This is a genomic window from Chondromyces apiculatus DSM 436, from assembly GCF_000601485.1.
Classification (GTDB): domain Bacteria; phylum Myxococcota_A; class Polyangia; order Polyangiales; family Polyangiaceae; genus Chondromyces; species Chondromyces apiculatus.
Genome location: NZ_ASRX01000084.1, coordinates 21,676 through 39,701, shown reverse-complemented (window position 1 = coordinate 39,701; position 18,026 = coordinate 21,676). Strand labels below are relative to the sequence as shown.

Genomic DNA, 18,026 nt, shown 5'->3' with positions numbered 1-18,026 from the left:
CGCCAGGGGGGCCACCCTGGCCCGGTGCTGCTCCACTTGCGCGAGCTCGGGCGCGCCATCGCGCAGCAGCGCTGGGTGCGCGTGGTGCTCAGCGTCATCGACAACCTGGACAAGCACGACGCACCGCGCGCTGCGAGCGCCATCGCGTTCGACGCCTTCCTGAGCCTCATCCCGCTCGTCGCGCTGGTGGGGCACGTGCTGAGCCGCCTGCACCAGAGCTCCGAGCTGTTCCTTGGGCCGCTGATCCGCGCCGCCCCGGTCGCCGTCTCCGAGGCGGTGACCGTGGAGATCCAGCGGATGAGCGACTCCTCCGTGGTGGCGCCGCTCGGGATCGCCTTCGTGTGGGTGTCGTCGTCGGGCCTGTCCACCGCGATGGGCGTCTTCGAGACCATCTACGGCAGCACCGCGCGCTCCTGGTACCACCGCCGCGCCATCGCCGCGGGGTGTGTGCTCGCCAGCCTGGTGGGCTTCCCCGGGGTGGCCATGCTCGGCGTGCTGCTCGCGACCATCTCGGGCTCGGTGGGCGCGCAGGTGGTGGCCGTCGCGCTGCCCGCCTCCATCCTGGTGCTGGCGGTCGCGGTCTTCTTTCGCATCGCCATCGCCGAGCGCCCTGGCCTCACCCGGCCGGTGCTCCCGGGCGCGGCGCTCACCGTGGTGCTCTGGGTCGCGGTCTCGGTGGGCTTCTCGCTCTACGTCGCGAAGCTCGCCCGGTACACCACGCTCTACGGCACCCTCGCGACCGCCGCGATCTTCCTCTTCTGGCTGTGGCTCCTCGCGCTCGCGCTGTTCGTGGGCGGCGAGCTGAACGCGCGCCTGGAGCGCGAGCGGACCAGCATGGTGCCCGACTCGATCGGCCGGGTCCCCTTCCTCGGGCGCCGCTCCCTCCCGCCCCCGCCGGGCAACGTCGACGACGACCACACGGCGCCGCCCAGCGTGGTGACGGTGGGCTACGGCGACGACCACACGGCGCCGCCCGGCGTGGTGAGGGTGGGCTTCGGCTCCGAGCCGTCCCGCGACGAGGCGCGCAGGCCGACGGGCAGCGATCCAGCCCTGCGCTCTTGAGGCCCTCCCGGCGCTTCAGATCCCGTACTGACGCAGCTTCTTGTGCAGGCCCTCGCGGGTGATGCCGAGGGAGCGCGCCGCGTTGGTCTTGTTGTTGTTGTGCTCGCGGAGGGCCTCGATGAGGAAGAACTTCTCGACCGAGTCCATCATCTCGCGCAGCGTCCCCCGGGTGACGCCCGCGCGCGTCACCAGCCCCTCCACCTGGCGGATGCGCGGGGAGAGCAGGTCCTGGGTCACGAACGCGCCGGGGTCGACCTGGATCACCAGGCGCTGCACCTCGTTCTGCAGCTCGCGCACGTTGCCTGGCCAGTTGTAGGCCACCATCAGCTCCATGGTCTGCTGCGCGAAGCCGCCCACCGGCTTGCCGATCTCGTGGCCATAGCGCTTGAGGAAGTGGTCGGCGAGCAGGGGGATGTCCTCGCGCCGCTCGCGGAGGGGCGGGATGCGCAGCGGGAAGACCTTGAGGCGGTAGTAGAGGTCCTCGCGGAAGCGGCCCTGGGCCACCTCTTGCTCCAGGTTGCGGTTGGTGGCGGCGACGATGCGCACGTTCACATGCTTGGGCGAGGTGCCGCCGACGGGGCGGATCTCGCCTTCCTGGAGCGCCCGCAGGAGCTTCGACTGCAAGGACGGCGGGGTCTCGGTGATCTCGTCGAGGAAGAGGGTGCCGCCGTCGGCGATCTCGAAGAGGCCCTTCTTCTCCTCGTGCGCGCCGGTGAAGGAGCCCTTCTTGTGCCCGAACAGCTCGCTCTCCAGCAGGCTCTCGGCGAGCGCCGCACAGTTCTGGGCGACGAAGAGCTTGTCGCGGCGCCGCGAGCGGTAGTGCACGGCGGCGGCGATCAGCTCCTTGCCGGTGCCGGTCTCGCCCTCGATGAGCACCGTCACCCGGGTGTCGACCACCTTGTCGAGCTGGTGGATGAGCCGCAGCATCGGCTCGCTCTGGCCGATGATCTCGGCTTCCTTGCCGCCGCGGCGCTTCTCCTCGCGCCCCTTGAGGAAGGTGTTCTCCTTGCGCAGCCGGTCCTCGGCGAGGACCAGGCGCTGGATCAGCCGGGCGTTGGCCACGGCGAGCGAGGCGTTGGCGGCGAGCACGAGGAGGGTCTCCACGTCGCGGGCGCCGAGCGCGCCAGGGGCGCTCCGGTTGTCGACCTGGAGCACGCCGATGATCTCCTCGCCCTTCCAGAGCGGCACGCCGATGGTGCTCTTGATGGAGGCGCCGATCAGCGACTCGGTGCTGCTCACGTCGCCGGGGGCGTCGGCGGTGAGGACCGCGGCGCGCTCGCGGATGACGCGCCGGTAGACGCTGCGGGTGATGGGCACCGGGCCGCTCGGGGGGCCGCTGCCGCCCTGGTCCTGGCGCACCCGGGTGAGCACCGGGACGTAGGCGGCGGCGGTGGTGTCGGCGTCCTGCTCGTCGTCGCGGAGCACGATGGTGACGTGCGTCGCGGCGGGGACCAGGAGGAGGGAGGCGTCGGAGACAGCGACGAGGACGAGGTCGAGGTCGGTGGCGGCGCCGATGCGCTTCTGCGCGGCGTAGAGGGCCGAGAGCGCGGTGGGGTCGCGTTCGAGCTTCTCGGCCGTGGGCTCGACCTCGTCGAGCTTGCGCAGCGAGAGCACCCGGGCCTCGTCGCTCTCCTCGACGAGGGTCACCCGCAGCGAGGTGACCGTGTCGCCAGAGCCGAGCTCGATGACGTCGCCGCTCCGCAGCGCGGTGGGGCTCTGGTCGGCCGTGACCTCGATCCGCTCGCCGTCACGGACGAGGGTCGTCCCGTTGGTGGAGCGGAGGTCCTGGAGGATCACCCGATCGGGCGTGCTGACGATGCGCGCGTGCTCGCCGGAGACGTGGGCGTCTTCGAGCACCACGCGGCTTTCGGGAGAGCGGCCGAGGGTGACGATCTCGCCCGGCAGCTCGAAGGTGCGCCCGGCAGAGAGCCCCTGGATGACCTCCAGCACGATCATGCGGGCGTAGCGTAGCGGCCGCGAGGCCCCTTCCCAAGGGAAAGGGACGGAATAGGAGCGGAGAGGGACAGGGACGGAGAGGGAGCGCCCGCGGGGAGGGAAGGCGGGGGCGCAGCGAGCGCTGGGCCCCCCTGCGTCACTTCACTGCGAGCGCGCGTTGAGGCGGTAGATGACCGTCTTGAAGGGCGAGTTCGCGGCGATCATCTCCTCGTTCCGCTTCTCCTCGGCCTCGTCGACGATGGCCTGGAGCTTCTGGGCCACGGCGGCGTCGCCCTGGGGCGAGAGCTGGTCGATGACCGTGACCGACACGAAGCGCACCGCGGCGTTGGTGAGCTTGGGCATGGACGCGATGATCTTCTCGCGCAGCTCGGGCTTGCCGAAGATGCCCATCATGTAGGCGGCCTTGATGCCCTTGAACTGGGTGTCCTTCTGCTGGTTCGCGTTGTCGGCGGCCTTGCCCAGGTAGCACTCCGCGTCGGCCTTGCACTCGCCGAGGAGCGCCTTGGCCATGGTGTACTCCTTCTCGAACGCCTTGCCGACGGTGCTGGGCTTGCCGTCCGCGCCGGTCTGCGCCTTGGTGAAGAGCTTGTCCACCTCGGCGATCTGGTCGGCGGTCATCAGCTTCATCGCCGTCGCCAGCGAGGCGTCACGGATGGGGGCGACGTCGGCCTCTTCGCCCTTGGCCTCCAGCGCGGTCTTCACGATCCAGGGGACGAAGCTCGCGTCGAAGTAGCTGCCGGACGCCTCGAGCAGCGTCTCGCGGGCGCCGATCCCCGGGGGGATGGAGGCGTTCAGCGGGAGCTTCTCGTAGGTCTGCTGGAAGGCGGTCACCGTCTCCGGGGACTTGGGGACCTTGGAGAGCTCGCGGGCGATGATCGCCTTGGCCGAGTCGTCGGTGCTCTTGGTGAGCGCGGCGAGCAGCGGGGCCACGCTGTCGGCGCGGCCGATGGTGCCGAGGATCAGCGCGGACTGGCTGATGTGCGCCGTCTCCGCCGCCTTCTTCTGCTCCGCGGTGGGCTTCTCGGCGCCCTTGAGCTGCTCGACCTTCGAGTACTCGACGAGCTCCGCGTTCTTGCCGTCGAGCAGGTCGACGACCGGCTGCACGGCGGGCTTGCCGATCTTCACGAGGGCCAGCATGGCCGTCATGTGGCCCTGCGACTTGTTCGGCGAGAGCAGCATCTTGAGGAGCGGCGTCACCGCCTTCTCGCTCTTCTGCAGGCCGAGGATCTCCGCCGAGGTGATCTGCCAGAACATCTCGTCGCGGAGGTTGGGGATGTCCTTGGTGTCGACGATGGGGCGGCCGATGTTGGTGAGGAGCTGCGTCTCCCAGGCCGGGTCGTTCACCTGCTTCATGGCGTCGTAGACGTCGCGGTAGATCGCGCCCGCCTTGGGCTTCGACACCTTGATCTTCTGGAAGACCTCCATGAGGGGGCCCGCGGCCTCCTTGAGCTTCATCGCGCCGACGGCGCGGCAGGCCCAGCGCACGTCTTCCTCGGTCGACTCGGGCTTGTAGTCCTTGAGGGCCTTGATCAGGCAGGGGGCGCCGCGCGGGTCGCGGGTGTCGGAGATGAACTTGATGAGCTTCGAGTTGGAGCGCTCGTCGAGGTCACCCGCGACGCACTTCTGGGTGAGGGGCTCGATGATGGTGTCGAGGAGCGGCTTGACCGTCGGGCCGTTGCGGTCCTTGTTGTCGCGGGTCATCGCGTCCTCGAAGAACTGCACGAGGCGGTTGACCGCGGCGGGGGTGGTAGCCGGATCGTCGAGCCGCTTGACCCAGGTGCTGGGCTCGTTTTCATCGGCACAGCCGACGAGCGTCCCCGCGGCGACCGTCACCGTCGAGACGGTGGCGACCCCCAGGAGGAGGGAGCGGAGTAGCGGCGCAATTCGACGGACAGTGCGGACCATGTTTCCTCCGAGAGAGCGCGCTAGCTGGGGCAGCCGGCCCCCCCGGGCGCGCGCACGAGAGCGCCGAAACTATTCGGCACGGAACGACGTGTCAACGCGAGCGGTCGGGATCGACATCATGCACGCCGAGCTTCTGGCGGACCCCCAGCGCAAAGAGCCGGTCAGGTACGACGCGGCGCAGCGTGACGAGGGCGCGCGCATCACGCCCGATCAGCGTGCGAAAAGGGGGGGCGTCGGCCCCGAGGAGCTTCACCACGGCCTTCGCCACCACGTCGGGCGGAGGGGCCTTGGCGGCCTCGCCGAGGATGATCCGCTCCACGGCCGCGGTCAGGGCCTGGTAGGCACGGTCGGGGAGAGGCTGGGAGGCGCGGCGCTGGTTCTCGCCGTAGATGGGGGTCTTGAAGGTGCCCGGTTCGAGGAGGCAGACCTCCACCCCGAAGCCCGCGAGCTCCCAGCGCAGCGCCTCGCTGAAGCCCTCCACGGCGTGCTTGGTGGCGGCATACACGCTGACCCCGGGCAGCCCGACCAGCCCCGAGACGCTGGAGACGTTGATGATCCGGCCCCGCCGCGCGGCCCGCATGGACGGCAGCACCGCCCGGGTCACGGCCATCAGTCCGAAGACGTTGGTCTCGAACTGGAGCCGAACGTCCTCCTCGGACTGCTCCTCGAAGGCCCCGCCCACGGCGACGCCGGCGTTGTTCACGAGGCCGGTGAAGGGCCCGTACTTGAGGACCAGCTCCCGGATCCGCTCGGGCACGTCGGTCGCGGTGACATCGAGCTGCTCGACGTCGACCTGGACCCCCTGCGCCTTGGCGGCGGCTTCGAGCGCGCTTCGCCGGTCGAGGTTGCGGAGGGTGGCGACCACCTGGTGTCCAGCGGCGGCGCAGGCCACGGCCGCGGAGAGGCCGATGCCGCTGGACGCCCCGGTCACGAGTACGAGTTGCCCCATGGGAGGGCGAACTATAGGGAATCCGCCGCGGCATGGGCCAGTTCTCGACCGGGGAATGCACCTCGGCCCGGGGTGGTTGTCGATCGCGGCCGGTTCGAGGCGCGCCGGTGCTGCACTCCGGGAGCCTGAGGGCGGTCTGCAGCGCGTGCACCGTGGAGACCCGAGGGCCGGAGCGCAGGGAGGGGAGCCGAGGCGGATGAGAGAAGAGAGCGCCGAGAGGCGAGGGTGGCGGCGGCTGGCCTCCGGTCTGCGGCGGGGCGGTGCGGCAGGTGCGGCAGGTGCGGCGGGTGCGGCGGGTGCGGCGGGTACGCCGAGGCGCACGTCGTGGTTCAGCAGGGTGGTGGGGATCCTCTTCGTGCTGACCTCCATCTGGTCCGTGCTGATCGAGCCTCGCTGGGTCGCGCGGCGCGACATCGACCACACCCTCCCGGGGTGGCGGGGCGCCGAGGGTCTCAAGGTGGCCGTGGCCTCGGACTGGCACCTCACCAACCAGCCGCTGTGGCGGGTGATGACCGTCGATCGCGCGCGGGACATCGTGGCGGAGATCAACGCTGCACAGCCTGACCTCATCCTCCTGCCCGGCGACTTCATCGCGCAGCACGACGTCCACGGGGCCGCGCAGGAGGAGGTGCTGGAGGAGCTGCTCGAACCGCTCGCGGCTCTGAAAGCGCGGCTCGGGGTGTACGCCGTGCTGGGCAACCACGACTGGTGGCTCGACGGTGACGCGGTGCGGGCAGCGCTGGAGCGCCATGGCGTTCGGGTCCTCGAAAACGAGGCCGTGCCCATCCCTGGTGCCGGCCTGTGGCTCGGCGGCGTCGGCGACGATCTGACCTTGCACGCGGACCCTCTGAAGACCCTGGCGGCGATCCCGCCGGACGCGCACGTGCTGCTGATGATGCACGACCCCGGGAGCTTCATGGGCCTGCCCTCCCTGCGGGGGCTGGCTCTCGCGGGGCACACCCACGGCGGCCAGGTCTATGTGCCCTTCTACGGCGCCTTCACCCTCCCCAGCGTGGCGCCGCGCGAGTGGGCGTACGGCTGGGTGCATCAGGGCAGCGACACGATGTACGTCACCAGCGGTCTCGGGGTGAGCATCCTGCCGGTGCGCCTCAACATGCGACCCGAGTGGGTGGTGTTCACGTTCCGCCAAGAGGCCGAGGTGTCCCGGTGACGACTCACCCGTGGTGGGGGGGGGCGCGTGAGCCGGTCTGACCGGCGCGGCGGGGGAGGGGCGCTCGGCGCCGGAGCGGAGGAGGGCAGTGCCGGCATGGGGCCTCGCCGCAGGGGCCAGAGCGCAGGCGGACCACTCCCGGCCGAGGTGTTCCGGGAACAGGTCCGAGGTGTCCGCGTGACACCATATGAGTTGTCACGGGAACAGGTCCGAGGTGTTCCGGGAACAGGTCCGAGGTGTTCCGGGAACAGGTCCGAGGTGTTCCGGGAACAGGTCCGAGGTGTCCGCGTGACACCATATGAGTTGTCACGGGAACAGGTCCGAGGTGTTCCGGGAACAGGTCCGAGGTGTCCCTGGTACTCCGTTCCCAAGTTCGTCCAGGGTCCTCGGCTCGGCGTTCGAGCAAAGTGACGGGGGTAGCGACCATCGGGAGCGTAGGGACCGAAGGTCCCTGATCGAGGGTACGCAGTACCCATCGGGAGCGTAGGGACCGAAGGTCCCTGATCGAGGGTACGCAGTACCCATCGGGAGCGTAGTCTCGAATGGAGGCTGCGCCTCCACAGGGCCCGAGGAAAAGGCTTCTGATTCAGAGACCTTGGAGTCCTTTTCAGAGCAGGGACCGAAGGTCCCTGATCGAGGGTACGCAGTACTAGCCGATGATCATCGACTCGGTGAGGAGGCGGCCTTCCTTGAAGCGGCGCAGGTTCCACTTCTGGAGGAGGGGGGTGTCGGGGCCTCCCGCGACGTGCTCGGCGAGGAGGCGGCCCATCACGGGGGCCATCATGAAGCCGTGTCCCATGAAGCCTGACGCCTGGTAGAAGTGCTCGAACTCGTCGACGGGGCCGACGATGGGGTTGGCGTCGGGGGTGAGGTCGTAGCAGCCGGCCCACTGGCGGAGCACCTTGACGCTGCCGAGGATGGGGCAGGTGCGGGTCAGGGCGCGGCCGTAGAGGGCGAGGAAGCGGTGGCTCGATCCCATGTCGAGGCCCTCGGGGACGTCCTCGTTCGAGATGCCGCCGACGATCTCGCCGCGCATGGACTGCGAGAAGTAGAGGCCGTTCGAGAGATCGGAGACCAGGGGGCCGAGCCACAGCTTGAGTGGCTCGGTGGAGCAGATCTCGTGGCGGTGGGGGTGGTTGGGCAGCTCGATGCCGAGCATGCGCGCGATCTCGGGGCTCCAGGCGCCGGCGGCGTTGATGACCTTGTGGGTGCGGATCTCGCCGCGGTTGGTGACCACGGCGTCGATGCGGGCGCCCTGGGTGCGGAAGCCGGTGACCCGGGTGAAGGTCGCGATCTCCACGCCGAGCTTCTCGGCGGCGTGGGCGTAGCCCCACACGAAGGGCCAGGGGAAGACCACGCCGTCGTCGGGGTTGAAGCTCGCCGCGACCACGCCCTCGATGGACAGCTCCGGGACCACGCGCTGCGCCTCGATGGGCAGGAGCATGCGGGTGCCAAGGCCGTGCTCGTTCTGCACGGCGACGCTGCGCTCCAGCATGCGGCGGCCCTCCTCGCTGCGCACGAGGAAGAGGTAACCGCCCTGGCGGAACCAGATGTTGATCTTCATCTCCTGCGCGAAGTCGCGGCAGAGGCGGATGCTCTCCTGCATGAGCTGGATGTTGTCGGCGCTGGAGAACTGGGCCCGCACGCCGCCGCCGTTCCTGCCGCTGGCGCCGCCGCAGAGGTAGCTCTCGTCGAGGACCACGACGTCGGTGATGCCGTGGTGCCGCGCCAGGTTGTAGGCGATGGCGAGGCCCATGATGCCCGCCCCGATGATGACCACCTCGGCCCTGTCGCGCATTGAGGTCAGCTTAGCGCGGGGCGCGCGGCGGCGAGGACCGCATCGTGGAGGGCGCCGTTCGTGGCGACGATGCCCCGGCTGAGGACGAGATCGGGGCCGCCGTAGCCGATGGGGTCGCCGTGGAGATCGCTGAAGGCGCCGCCAGCGCCCCGGAGCACGGCCTCGGGGGCGCAGGTGTCCCAGAGCTTGGCGCCGGTGCCGGTGTGCACGTAGAGGTCGGCGGCGCGGGTGACCACCCGGGCGACCTTGACGCCCACGGAGCCGCACTGGACGACCCGGCCGATGCCGAGGCGATCGAGCAGGGGGCGGAGGCTCGGGTGGGGGTGGGAGCGGGAGATCACTGCGGCGGCCTCGGAGGGGGTGCGGGTCGTGGAGACGCGGAGCGGGCTGCGGCTGCCGTCGGGGGCTTCGAGGAAGGCTCCCTGGAGCGCCTCGGAGCCGTGAGGCGCCTGCACGGAGGCGTGCGCGGAGGCTTGCACGGAGGCGTGCGCGGATGCCTGAGCCGAGGCTTCCGGGAGACTCCAGCCGACGAGGGCTTCACCGGTGGTGGGCAGGACGAGCACGCCGAGGGCGGCGCGGCCTGCGATGCTGAGGCCGATCATCACCGCGAACTCGCCGTTGCGGTTCGCGAACTCGCGGGTGCCGTCGAGGGGGTCGACGTAGAAGACGCGGGGCTGCCGGGCGAGGGCGGCGATCTCCGCGGGGTCGCTCGGCACGCTCTCCTCGGCGAGGATGGCTTCGCCGGGGAAGGCGGCCTCGATGGCGCCGCAGATCAGATCGTTGGCCCTGCGGTCGGCCTGGGTCACCGGGTCGTCGGGGCCCTTGAGGTCGACGGTGAAGGGGGTGGCGTAGACCTCCATGACCAGGTGGGAAGCTTCCCGCCCGATCCGGAGCAGCTCGGCGAGTTCCCGTTCGTGTTCCTGCACCTGGCTTCTCTGCTCCTCTGGCGTTCGTGGGGCGGTGCGCGGGGGCGGCGGGTCAGATCTCCACGCCCACCTTCTTCATCCGGGTCGAGAGGTCGGCCATGGTGGTGTCGCGCAGGTAGGGAGGGAGGCCCGACTCGCGCACGAGCTGGTCGAGCTGGCCCACGGAGCGCGGCCCGAGCACGGCGGTGGAGACGAGCTGGTTGGCGAGGACGAAGCGCAGGGCGAGGGAGCGGGTGGAGATCACCGCGCCGCCGAGGAGGGGACGGAGGGCGTCGACCTGCTTCACCCGGGTGCGCAGCTCGGCGGGGGTCCAGCGGTCGCTGCGGTGGTCGTCGGGGTAGAACTCGCGGTCGCGGCTCCACTGGCCCCCGAGCAGGCCGTGGGCGAGCACGGAGCGGGCGAGGACGCCGACGCCGCTCTCCTCGATGTCGGCGGCGACGTCGTTGAGGTCGGCAGTGGCGAAGATGTTGTAGGCGAGCTCGATGACGTCGGCCTCGCTGCGGATGGCGGCGCGGGCCTGGTCCGCGGTGCCGGCGCTCACTCCCCAGGCGAGGATTTTCCCTTTGGCCTTGAGGTCCTTCATGAACCCCACGGTCTCGCTCCTGCCGAGGGCCTGCACAGAGGGGTTGTGCAGGAGGAGCACGTCGATGACCTCGCGCTTGAGCCGCTCCTGGGAGCGCTCGTAGGCGGTGAAGAGGTAGGCAGGGTCGAAGTGCTTGCGGGGGGGTGAGGACTCCAGGTCGGTGCCGATCTTGGTGGCGACGTGGACCCAGGAGCGCTCTTCGAGCCGCTTGGCGAGGCGGCGTTCCATGTCTCCGCGGCCGTATACGTCCGCGGTGTCGAAGAGCGTGACGCCGACGGACAGGGCCCGGTCGATGACCCGATCGACCTCGGCGTCCGCCAGGGGCCCGTAGGCGTCGCCTGACAGCCCCCAGGTGCCGACGGAAAGCTCGGAGACCTCCATGCCCGTTCTGCCAAGAGCGCGCTTCCTCACCGAGGCGCGATCTACACCAGGCCGCCCGGAGCGACACGTCTTTGCGCGCATGGGCGCGGAACGCCGCGTGCTGAGGGAGGTTGCCAGGAGAGGGAAGGCTGGGGTGCTCGCCGGTGTCGGAGCGCCGGCTGGACCCGCACCGCGAGGAGACCATGCAGGACGCAGGAGCAACTTTGGGGGTGCAGGGGCTGCGGGATGTGAGCCGGAGCCCTGAGACCGGGACGGGCAAGGCGCAGGCGCTGGAGCTGGTGGTGATGCGGGGGAAGGATGTCGTCGGCGTACGGCACATCCTCGACGGCCGCGCTCACGTGGGCGTGGATGCCCAGGCGATCGCCAAGGTCCCCGCGGCCAGGAGCGAGGTGATCGCCGAGGTGGTGGGAGGGCGCTTCACGCTCTTCGTGCCGGCCGGCACGCGGGCGCGGCTGCACCAGGCCGACGGTCTGGCCCGGCTGCTCCGGGGACCCGCCGAGGTGACGCTGGTCAAGGGGGACCGTGCGGTGCTGGTGCTCGGTACGCTCCAGATCCGTGCGCAGATCGTGCCGGTGGAGGTCGCGCCCCGGACCGCGCCTGTGGCGTCGCTCTCGGCTCGGGCGGGTGGGGCGGGCCGGATGGGCGAGCGGCGCGCCCCGGGGATGCTCTCCTGGGTGGCGATGGCGGGCACGCTCTACGCGGCGGCGCTGGCGATCTGTGTGATCTTCGCGCCGCGGGAGCGGCTGCAGCTCGACGCAGGAACCGTGGGGCGGGCGGTGACGGCGGCCACGGCGACGGCCACGACGCCGCAGTCGTCACGGCTCGCGTCCAGCAAGCCAGTAGTGGAAGGCATGAAACTCCCTGCCGCGCAGCAGCTCGATCTCCACGGTCGTACGTCCTCCCTCGGGCAACCCGTGCTCTTCGACGCTCCCGGCCTGCACTGAGGAGGGGGTCCACGCGGGCGGCACGTCGATCGTGCGCTCGACCCACGCGCCTTCCTGAGGCCCTGGTTCCTCGGCGATCTCCCCCGCGGCGGGGATCTCCACGTCTCCGATCTCCGTTCCTCCGAGGCGCACCCTGACCGTGGCGCCGTCGTCGGAGGCCACGCGCAGGATGAGCCGCGCGGCGCCAGGGCGCGGGGTGCGCAGGAGGAAGCGGTCGGCGCGGCGGTTGTAGCGTCCACCGTCGGCGATGGGCGGCGGGAAGAGCCGGGGCTGTCCCTCGCCGAAGATGGGCGGGACCAGGGAGGGGCCGGAGGAGGGAGAGGGCGCGGAGAGCGCGCCGCCGGGGAGCGCGGGCGCGACGCGGTTGTCGGGGTCGCGGCTGCCGGCGGTGTCGTAGGCGTGCGCGGCCTCGGACTCCAGGTCGGCCACGTCCAGTGTGTCGAGGACCTGCTCGCCTGGATCGAGGTGGGCGGGGTGCTCTCCGCTGCCGAGGATCTCGTGGCGCGCCTCGTAGGCGATCATGGTGGCCTCGCCGAGGATGCTCTGCTCCAGCACGGTGGCCGAGGCGAGCTCGCGGCCGAGGAGGGGAGGGCAGTCCATCCAGCGCGGGTAGACGATGTAGTGGGTGGGGAGGCGCTCGGGGGGGAGGCGCTCGTAGTGCTCGAAGCGGGAGCCGACCCCGGCCACCCAGTAACGCGCCTCGTCACGGGTGGTCAGGCCGACCACGTCGAAGGTGCGCCGTCCAGAGAGGTAGGCGATGGCGCCGGTGTCGTTGACGCCGATCACGGCGTCCATGGGCAGGTGCTGCGCAGCCCAGCGTCCGAGCCATACCTGCTGCTGGTCGATGGCGTGGGCTGACTCGGCGAGGTCCTGGATGGTCCAGGGGAGCAGCGTGGCGAGGGCACCGGTGCACGCGGCGAGGGCGAGGGGAGCCACCCAGCCGACGGGCAGGAGCGGGCGACGGAGGCGCTCGGCGAGGGCACGCCGCGCCCACTCGGCCGCGTCACCCAGGCTGCGGGCGAGGCAGGCGAGCATCACGAACCAGGCAGGAACGAAGGGCCATACGTAGCGCAGCCGGTTCCAGAGGAAGGTCAGGTAGGTGCAGGGCAGCAGCACGCCCAGCGCGAGGGCCGCGACCACCACGGCGTGGGCAGGTCGGCGCTGTCGGTAGGCTGCGAAGGGCAGCGCCACGAGGCCGAGCAAGAGCGGCACACAGGTGCCCGCTGGCAGGAAGAGCGCGGTCCAGTCGCCGCCATCGAGCACGTCCGTGAAGAGGAGATGAACGTTGCCCCGGATGGCGGCGAGGAGGGCGCGGCCCTGGTAGCTGGGGTTGCCGATGAGCCACTTCACCAGGGTGGTGGTGGCGCGCGCGTTCCCGGTGAACGCCCAGTTGAGCGCGGGGACCACGGCGACACCCGCGAGCGGGACGAGGGCGAGGAGCGCGGAGGGAGCGGAGAGCGCGGGAAGGGAGAAGCGGGAGGGGGAGGCAGGGAGGGAGGGGGAGGCAGGGAGGGAGGGGGAGGCAGGGCGCATCACGAGGGCCGTCGCGGCGATCAAGGCGGCGAGGAGGCCTTCGGGCCGGACCAGGGGGGCCATGGCGCCGAGCAGGGCGAGGGTGGTGGCGCGGCGCAGGGAGCGGGGGGGATCGGGGGGCTCGGGCTCGATCCAGCGGGCGGCGGTGCGCCCGGTGCGCAGGAGGATCCACGCGAGCGCCATGGTCTCCATGCCGCTCCATGCGAACCAGGCGAAGGCGCCGCACGCGAGGCACATGGCGGCGGCACCGATCGCGGCGGCGCGTCCCGCGAGGGGTTGGGTGAGGCGGCCTGCCTCCACGGCGACGCCCGCGTGGGCCAGGGTGCCGAGGAGCCACGCGCCCCAGGCGAGCGAGAGGTCGTGCAGCCCGAGCTTGTGGAGCGGGGCGAGGAGCAGGGGCCAGAGGAAGCTCGTCGCGCCGCTCGAGTAGCCCTCGCCGGGGACGTAGCTGAAGAAGCTTCCCCCGGCGAGCTGCCGCGCGAACTGGAAGTGGATGAAGGCGTCGTCGAGGGGAAGGGCCGGGTGGCCGGCCCGGAGGAAGATGGCGCGGATGCAGAGGGCGCCGAGGACCGCGCTCACGAGCAAGGCAGGCGCGCCGGGGCCTACTCGGGCGACGAGATGCGCGACGAGCTGCGCGAGCCGCGAGAGCAGGCGGGCCATGTGGCGGCCATAGCATGACCCGCCGAGCAGCGGTCACCTGGTGCCCGGCGCCCTGCGTGCGCGGGATCGGGGCCTGGGGGCCCTGCGCGCGTGGTGGTCGCGATCACCGTCGCTTCGCGCCGCCGTCGCGCCAAGATCCTGGGAGGAACCGGGGAAACGAGGTACTAGACGCCCCGCGACGCATGGCCTTTCAACCCCGCCCCAACCATCCCTACGCCCACGCCGCTCGCTTCCCCGAGGGCGCGGACGTCTCCATCGACGACGTGTTTCGTGCGGTGCCCGCGGCGAGCGGCGACGCTGCAGGGAGCGCTGATGCTGCAGGGACTGTGGCGGCGCCCGGGGGCCCCGTGGAGATCGAGATCGGTCCCGGTCGTGGCGGGTTTCTGTTCGAGCGCGCCGAGGCGGCGCCCGAGGCGCGGCTGCTCGGGCTGGAGATCCGGCTGAAGTGGTCGGCCATCGTGGACGAGCGGCTGCGAAAGCGGGGGTTCGGGGCGCGGGTGCGGGCGCTCAACGCGGACGCGCGCGAGGCGCTCCGGCGGCTCAGGCCCGATGGGGGGATCACCCGCTTCTACCTGCACTTCCCCGATCCCTGGTGGAAGAAGCGGCACCACAAGCGCCTGGTGATGAGCCCCGATCTGCTCGACGAGATCGCGCGGCTCCTGAAGGACGGCGGGGAGCTGTTCGTGCAGACCGACGTGGAGGAGCGCGCGGCGCAGTACGCGGAGCAGATCGGGGCGCACGCGGCGTTCGAGCCCGCAGGGGATGCGCCGGGGTCGCCCGAGCTGGCGGAGAACCCGTTCAACGCGCGGAGCCCGAGGGAGCACCGCGCGATCGAGGATGGGCTGCCGGTGACGCGGCTCCTCTACCGACGCAAGCCGCGGGGCTGAGCTGAAGAGCGGACCAGGAAAGCTGCTGCGCGCAGGGCCGGGAGCGAGGAGCAGGGCTACCTGGCGCCGGGGGGGAGCTTGAAGAGGCGCTCCTCGATGGACCGCGTCTCACCGGGCCTGGCGTTGATGGTCAGCGTCTTGGGGACGTAGCCGTCGGCGGCGAGCACGATCTTGTGCTCCTCACCGGCGGTGATGCCCTCGATGCGGTCGGGGTCGCCCTTCCAGGGCACGCCGTCGACCCACACCGCCGCGCGCGGGGTGACCTTGAGCGCGATGGTGACGCTGCCGAGCGCCATCTTCCTGGTGATGGTCCGCGAGGCCTCGGTGGCGGTGAGGACGATCTTCTCGCGGTGGGGTTCGAGGCCTTCCCGGGTGAGCTTCAGCTCGAGCTCGCGCCCGAGGGGGAGGTTGTCGATCCGCGTCGGTGTCACCTCCTGCTGCAGGTCGCCGCTGATCCAGATCGAGCAGCCCGGAGGATCGGTGGTGATCTCAAGGGAGCCCCGGGTCGGCGCGGGCGCGGCCTGCGCCACGTCCCCGGGGGCGTCGCGCTGCCCCGTTCCCCCCGGTGCGCGGCCGGGGTCGGCGTCTCCGCGCGTGGGCTGCCCGGCGCGGAGGTAGAGCACGCTGGCGGCGACCACCGCCAGCACCGACACGGCGGCGATGGCGATCCCCGTCGAGGACCGCCGCGGCGCGGGGGCAGGGCTGACGCCGCTGCCGGCGATCATGCCGGCGCCGCTGCCCATCTGCTCCTCGTCGGGGGTCGGGTGCTCCGCGCTCAGCACGTCGGCGAGCTGCTTGATGTCCTGGAGCACGGCCTTCTGCTGGTCGAGCTTCTCCTCGAAGAGGAAGCGCATCCAGGAGGAGAGGCCCACCTGGGAGGCCGCGACGCGCTCCTCGCGGATGAAGGCTTCGAGTTCGCCCTGCATCTCCCGGGCGCTCTGGTAGCGGTCCTCGCGCCGCTTCGCGAGCGCCTTCATCACGATGGCGTCGAGGGCCGGGGGGTAGCCCGGCTTGAGCTCGACGGGGCGCGGGTAGTCGCGCTCGGTGATCATGTGCAGGGTCTCGTACTCGCTCGACCCTTTGAAGAGGCGCCTGCCCGTGGTCAGCTCGAACAGCACCACGCCCACCGCGAAGATGTCGCTCCGCCAGTCGATGGCGTCGCCGCGCGCCTGCTCCGGAGACATGTACGGCGCCTTGCCCTTGAGGAGCTTGCCGTCCTCGGCCTCGTCGCCAGCCTGCACGCTCTTGGCGACGCCGAAGTCGACGATCTTCACGTCGCCCGTGAAGGTGACCACCACGTTCTGGGGGGAGATGTCGCGGTGGACGATGTCGAGCACGCCGCCCTCGAGGTCGCGCTTCTCGTGGGCGTACGCGAGGCCGGCGCACATGCCGAGGCAGATGGTCAGCGCGTGCTCCAGGGGGAACTCGGCGACGCTCTTGCGGCGCATGGCGCGCACGATGGAGCGCACATCCTCGCCGTGGATGTGCTCCATGGCGATGAAGTAACAGCCGTCATGCTGGCCGACGTCGAAGATCTGGACGATGTTCGGGTGGGACAGCGTCGCGGCGATGCGCGCCTCGTGGAGGAGCATCTCGATGAAGGCGCGGTCCTGGTTCATGGAGGGCAGGATCCGCTTGATGACCACGAGCTTCTCGAAGCTGGCCACCGATCGATGCAGCGCGAGGTACAGCTCGGCCATGCCCCCTGCGGCGAGCCTGCGAAGCAGCGTGTACTTGCCGAACTGCCTGGGCAGGGGCTCCTCCCCTGCGGCTCCCTCCGGAGCCTGTGCCGTCGCGCCCTCGACCATCACCATCCTTCACGGGCTGCGGGAACCTCCGTGGCGCGCGGCTCGTTCGCCGACCGCCTCGAGGGGTGTTGCAGACCCTTTCTTCGGGTGAATCCTGACATGAACCCTGCGGCTGTCGAAAGCACTGCGGGCGTTTCCGGACACCTTCCCCTGGACCTCGGGGGCCCTCTCGCCCTCCCCTCGGGGGCCGAGGTGACAAGGTAGGAGCGACACGCAAGGGCACGTCCCTCCCCGTAAGGCTGGTGGTGTCAGAGCGGATCCTCGGGTGAATCCCCGCAATCCCCTGCTTTCAATCCGGTTCTTGGCGCTTGCTCGCAAGCAGACCCGGGCGTTAGGCTCCGAGCATGCGCCGTCAGGTCCGCTGGGCCATCCTCCTCTGCGCCGCCTTTGCCGGGGCGAGCTGCGCTACGTACTCGCAAGATCTCGAGCGCGCCCGGTCCCACTACGACGCCAACCAGTACGAGCAGGCCCTCGCGCTCTTTCGGGTGCTCGAACCTGATCTCGACTCCTTCTCGGACGCCGAGCAGGCCCAGTACGCCTACCTGCGAGGCATGACCGATTTCCGCCTCGCCGAGCTGTCGCCGCAGGGGCAGGGCATCGCCGACCCGCGCAAGGCCTTCCGGGACAACGCGCGCCACTGGCTCGCGCTCGCCGCCGCCATCGAGAAGAACACGCCCGGCAGCGTGAGCAACGACCAGAAGACGCGCCTGACCGGCACGCTCACCGAGCTGAACCTCGATGTGTACGGAGGCGCCGAGGCCCTCCCCGAGGGTGCGGCCGGCGCTCCTGCCCCCGGCGCCGCACCCGCGGCCCCCCAGGACGTGACCGCGCCTGGGGCCGTGCCCGGGACCCCCGCCACGCCAGCTCCCTGAGCTGCGCAGACGGCTGGGATGTAGAGGGCTGCGGGGCGCTGCGGGGCGTAACGCTGCGGGGCGTAACGCTGCGGGGCGCTGCGGGGCGTAGCGCTGCGGGGCGTAGCGCTGCGGGGCGTAGCGCTGCGGGGCGTAGCGCTGCGGGGCGTAGCGCTGCAGAGGCGTGGAGCGCTGCCGTGCAGGGCGCTGCGGAGCGCTGTGGAGTGGAAGGCCGCGGACGTGGTGTCCGCAGCCCTTGACGACCTGGGTCAGGTCAAGTTGCGACGCAACGAGGTGATCTCGTCTTTCGCGAGGAGCTTCTTCTTTTTCAGGTCGGCAGCCTCCACCTGTTCGGCAGGGGTCATGTACGTGCGCCGTCCCAGCTCCCTCAACCGAGCTTCGCATTCTCGGTGACGCGCTTCGGCAAGGTTGAGCCTTTCCTGCGGGGCCATGGCCTCGAGCGCGCGAGAGACGACCTGTTGCTTCATGTAACCACCTCCAGGGTGACCCTCGGACCGATGAGGGCCAACGGTTCTCGGAGCGCCGAAGCTGCCAGGCTCGTCGCCGGTCAACCCGGTGCGTCGAGATGTTGCATCAGAGTATCGCACTGGA

Annotated in this window: 13 protein-coding genes; 4 read left to right on the top strand and 9 right to left on the bottom strand. The window is 70.9% G+C overall.

Annotation, left to right across the window (positions count from 1 at the left end; all coding sequences use genetic code 11):
* Positions 1-24 precede the first annotated feature (24 nt).
* Positions 25-1,062 (top strand): YihY/virulence factor BrkB family protein, encoded by a 1,038-nt coding sequence (locus CAP_RS36880; protein WP_052376641.1) that lies wholly within the window; start codon positions 25-27, stop codon positions 1,060-1,062.
* 15 nt (positions 1,063-1,077) lie between these two features.
* On the opposite strand, the gene CAP_RS36875 is transcribed toward CAP_RS36880, so the two are convergent.
* The 3 genes from CAP_RS36875 to CAP_RS36865 all read right to left on the bottom strand — a co-directional run bounded on the left by CAP_RS36875 (position 1,078) and on the right by CAP_RS36865 (position 5,872).
* A complete protein-coding gene (locus CAP_RS36875; protein ID WP_044249646.1) occupies positions 1,078-3,018 on the bottom strand; it encodes a sigma-54-dependent Fis family transcriptional regulator in 1,941 nt (646 codons plus the stop codon).
* A 141-nt stretch (positions 3,019-3,159) separates the two neighbouring features.
* Positions 3,160-4,923 (bottom strand): HEAT repeat domain-containing protein, encoded by a 1,764-nt coding sequence (locus tag CAP_RS36870; RefSeq protein WP_044249645.1) that lies wholly within the window; start codon positions 4,921-4,923, stop codon positions 3,160-3,162.
* A gap of 91 nt (positions 4,924-5,014) precedes the next feature.
* Positions 5,015-5,872 carry an SDR family NAD(P)-dependent oxidoreductase gene (locus tag CAP_RS36865; RefSeq protein ID WP_044249644.1) on the bottom strand — a complete coding sequence of 286 codons (858 nt, stop codon included), beginning with the start codon at positions 5,870-5,872 and terminating at the stop codon, positions 5,015-5,017.
* Between the two features lie 196 nt (positions 5,873-6,068).
* On the opposite strand from CAP_RS36865, the gene CAP_RS36860 reads away from it, so the two are divergent.
* A complete protein-coding gene (locus CAP_RS36860) occupies positions 6,069-7,043 on the top strand; it encodes a metallophosphoesterase (RefSeq protein ID WP_081865651.1) in 975 nt (324 codons plus the stop codon).
* Positions 7,044-7,692: 649 nt separating this feature from the next.
* Here the strand turns inward: CAP_RS36860 and CAP_RS36855 are convergent.
* From CAP_RS36855 to CAP_RS36835, 4 genes are all read right to left on the bottom strand, one after another.
* The gene (locus CAP_RS36855) at positions 7,693-8,841 is read right to left on the bottom strand and encodes an NAD(P)/FAD-dependent oxidoreductase (protein ID WP_044249642.1); all 1,149 of its coding nucleotides are present in this window, start codon (positions 8,839-8,841) and stop codon (positions 7,693-7,695) included.
* Positions 8,842-8,846: 5 nt separating this feature from the next.
* Positions 8,847-9,767, bottom strand: coding sequence for a 3'(2'),5'-bisphosphate nucleotidase CysQ family protein (locus CAP_RS36850; protein ID WP_044249641.1), 921 nt, complete (start codon positions 9,765-9,767; stop codon positions 8,847-8,849).
* A 52-nt stretch (positions 9,768-9,819) separates the two neighbouring features.
* Positions 9,820-10,761 carry an aldo/keto reductase gene (locus CAP_RS36845; protein WP_044249640.1) on the bottom strand — a complete coding sequence of 314 codons (942 nt, stop codon included), beginning with the start codon at positions 10,759-10,761 and terminating at the stop codon, positions 9,820-9,822.
* 785 nt (positions 10,762-11,546) lie between these two features.
* Positions 11,547-13,868 carry a DUF8728 domain-containing protein gene (locus tag CAP_RS36835; protein ID WP_044249638.1) on the bottom strand — a complete coding sequence of 774 codons (2,322 nt, stop codon included), beginning with the start codon at positions 13,866-13,868 and terminating at the stop codon, positions 11,547-11,549.
* A gap of 182 nt (positions 13,869-14,050) precedes the next feature.
* Here CAP_RS36835 and trmB point away from each other — a divergent pair, with 182 nt between their 5' ends.
* Positions 14,051-14,755 (top strand): tRNA (guanine(46)-N(7))-methyltransferase TrmB, encoded by a 705-nt coding sequence (trmB, locus tag CAP_RS36830; RefSeq protein WP_044249637.1) that lies wholly within the window; start codon positions 14,051-14,053, stop codon positions 14,753-14,755.
* Between the two features lie 56 nt (positions 14,756-14,811).
* Here the strand turns inward: trmB and CAP_RS46380 are convergent, their stop codons facing one another.
* Complete coding sequence (locus tag CAP_RS46380) at positions 14,812-16,563, bottom strand: serine/threonine protein kinase (RefSeq protein WP_052376640.1); 1,752 nt, start codon at positions 16,561-16,563, stop codon at positions 14,812-14,814.
* Between the two features lie 344 nt (positions 16,564-16,907).
* On the opposite strand from CAP_RS46380, the gene CAP_RS36820 reads away from it, so the two are divergent.
* Positions 16,908-17,435 (top strand): outer membrane protein assembly factor BamD, encoded by a 528-nt coding sequence (locus CAP_RS36820; protein ID WP_044249636.1) that lies wholly within the window; start codon positions 16,908-16,910, stop codon positions 17,433-17,435.
* A gap of 248 nt (positions 17,436-17,683) precedes the next feature.
* Here CAP_RS36820 and CAP_RS52925 read toward each other — a convergent pair whose 3' ends face one another.
* Positions 17,684-17,902, bottom strand: a complete 219-nt coding sequence (locus tag CAP_RS52925) for a DUF465 domain-containing protein (RefSeq protein ID WP_044249635.1) — start codon at positions 17,900-17,902, stop codon at positions 17,684-17,686.
* Positions 17,903-18,026 lie beyond the last annotated feature (124 nt).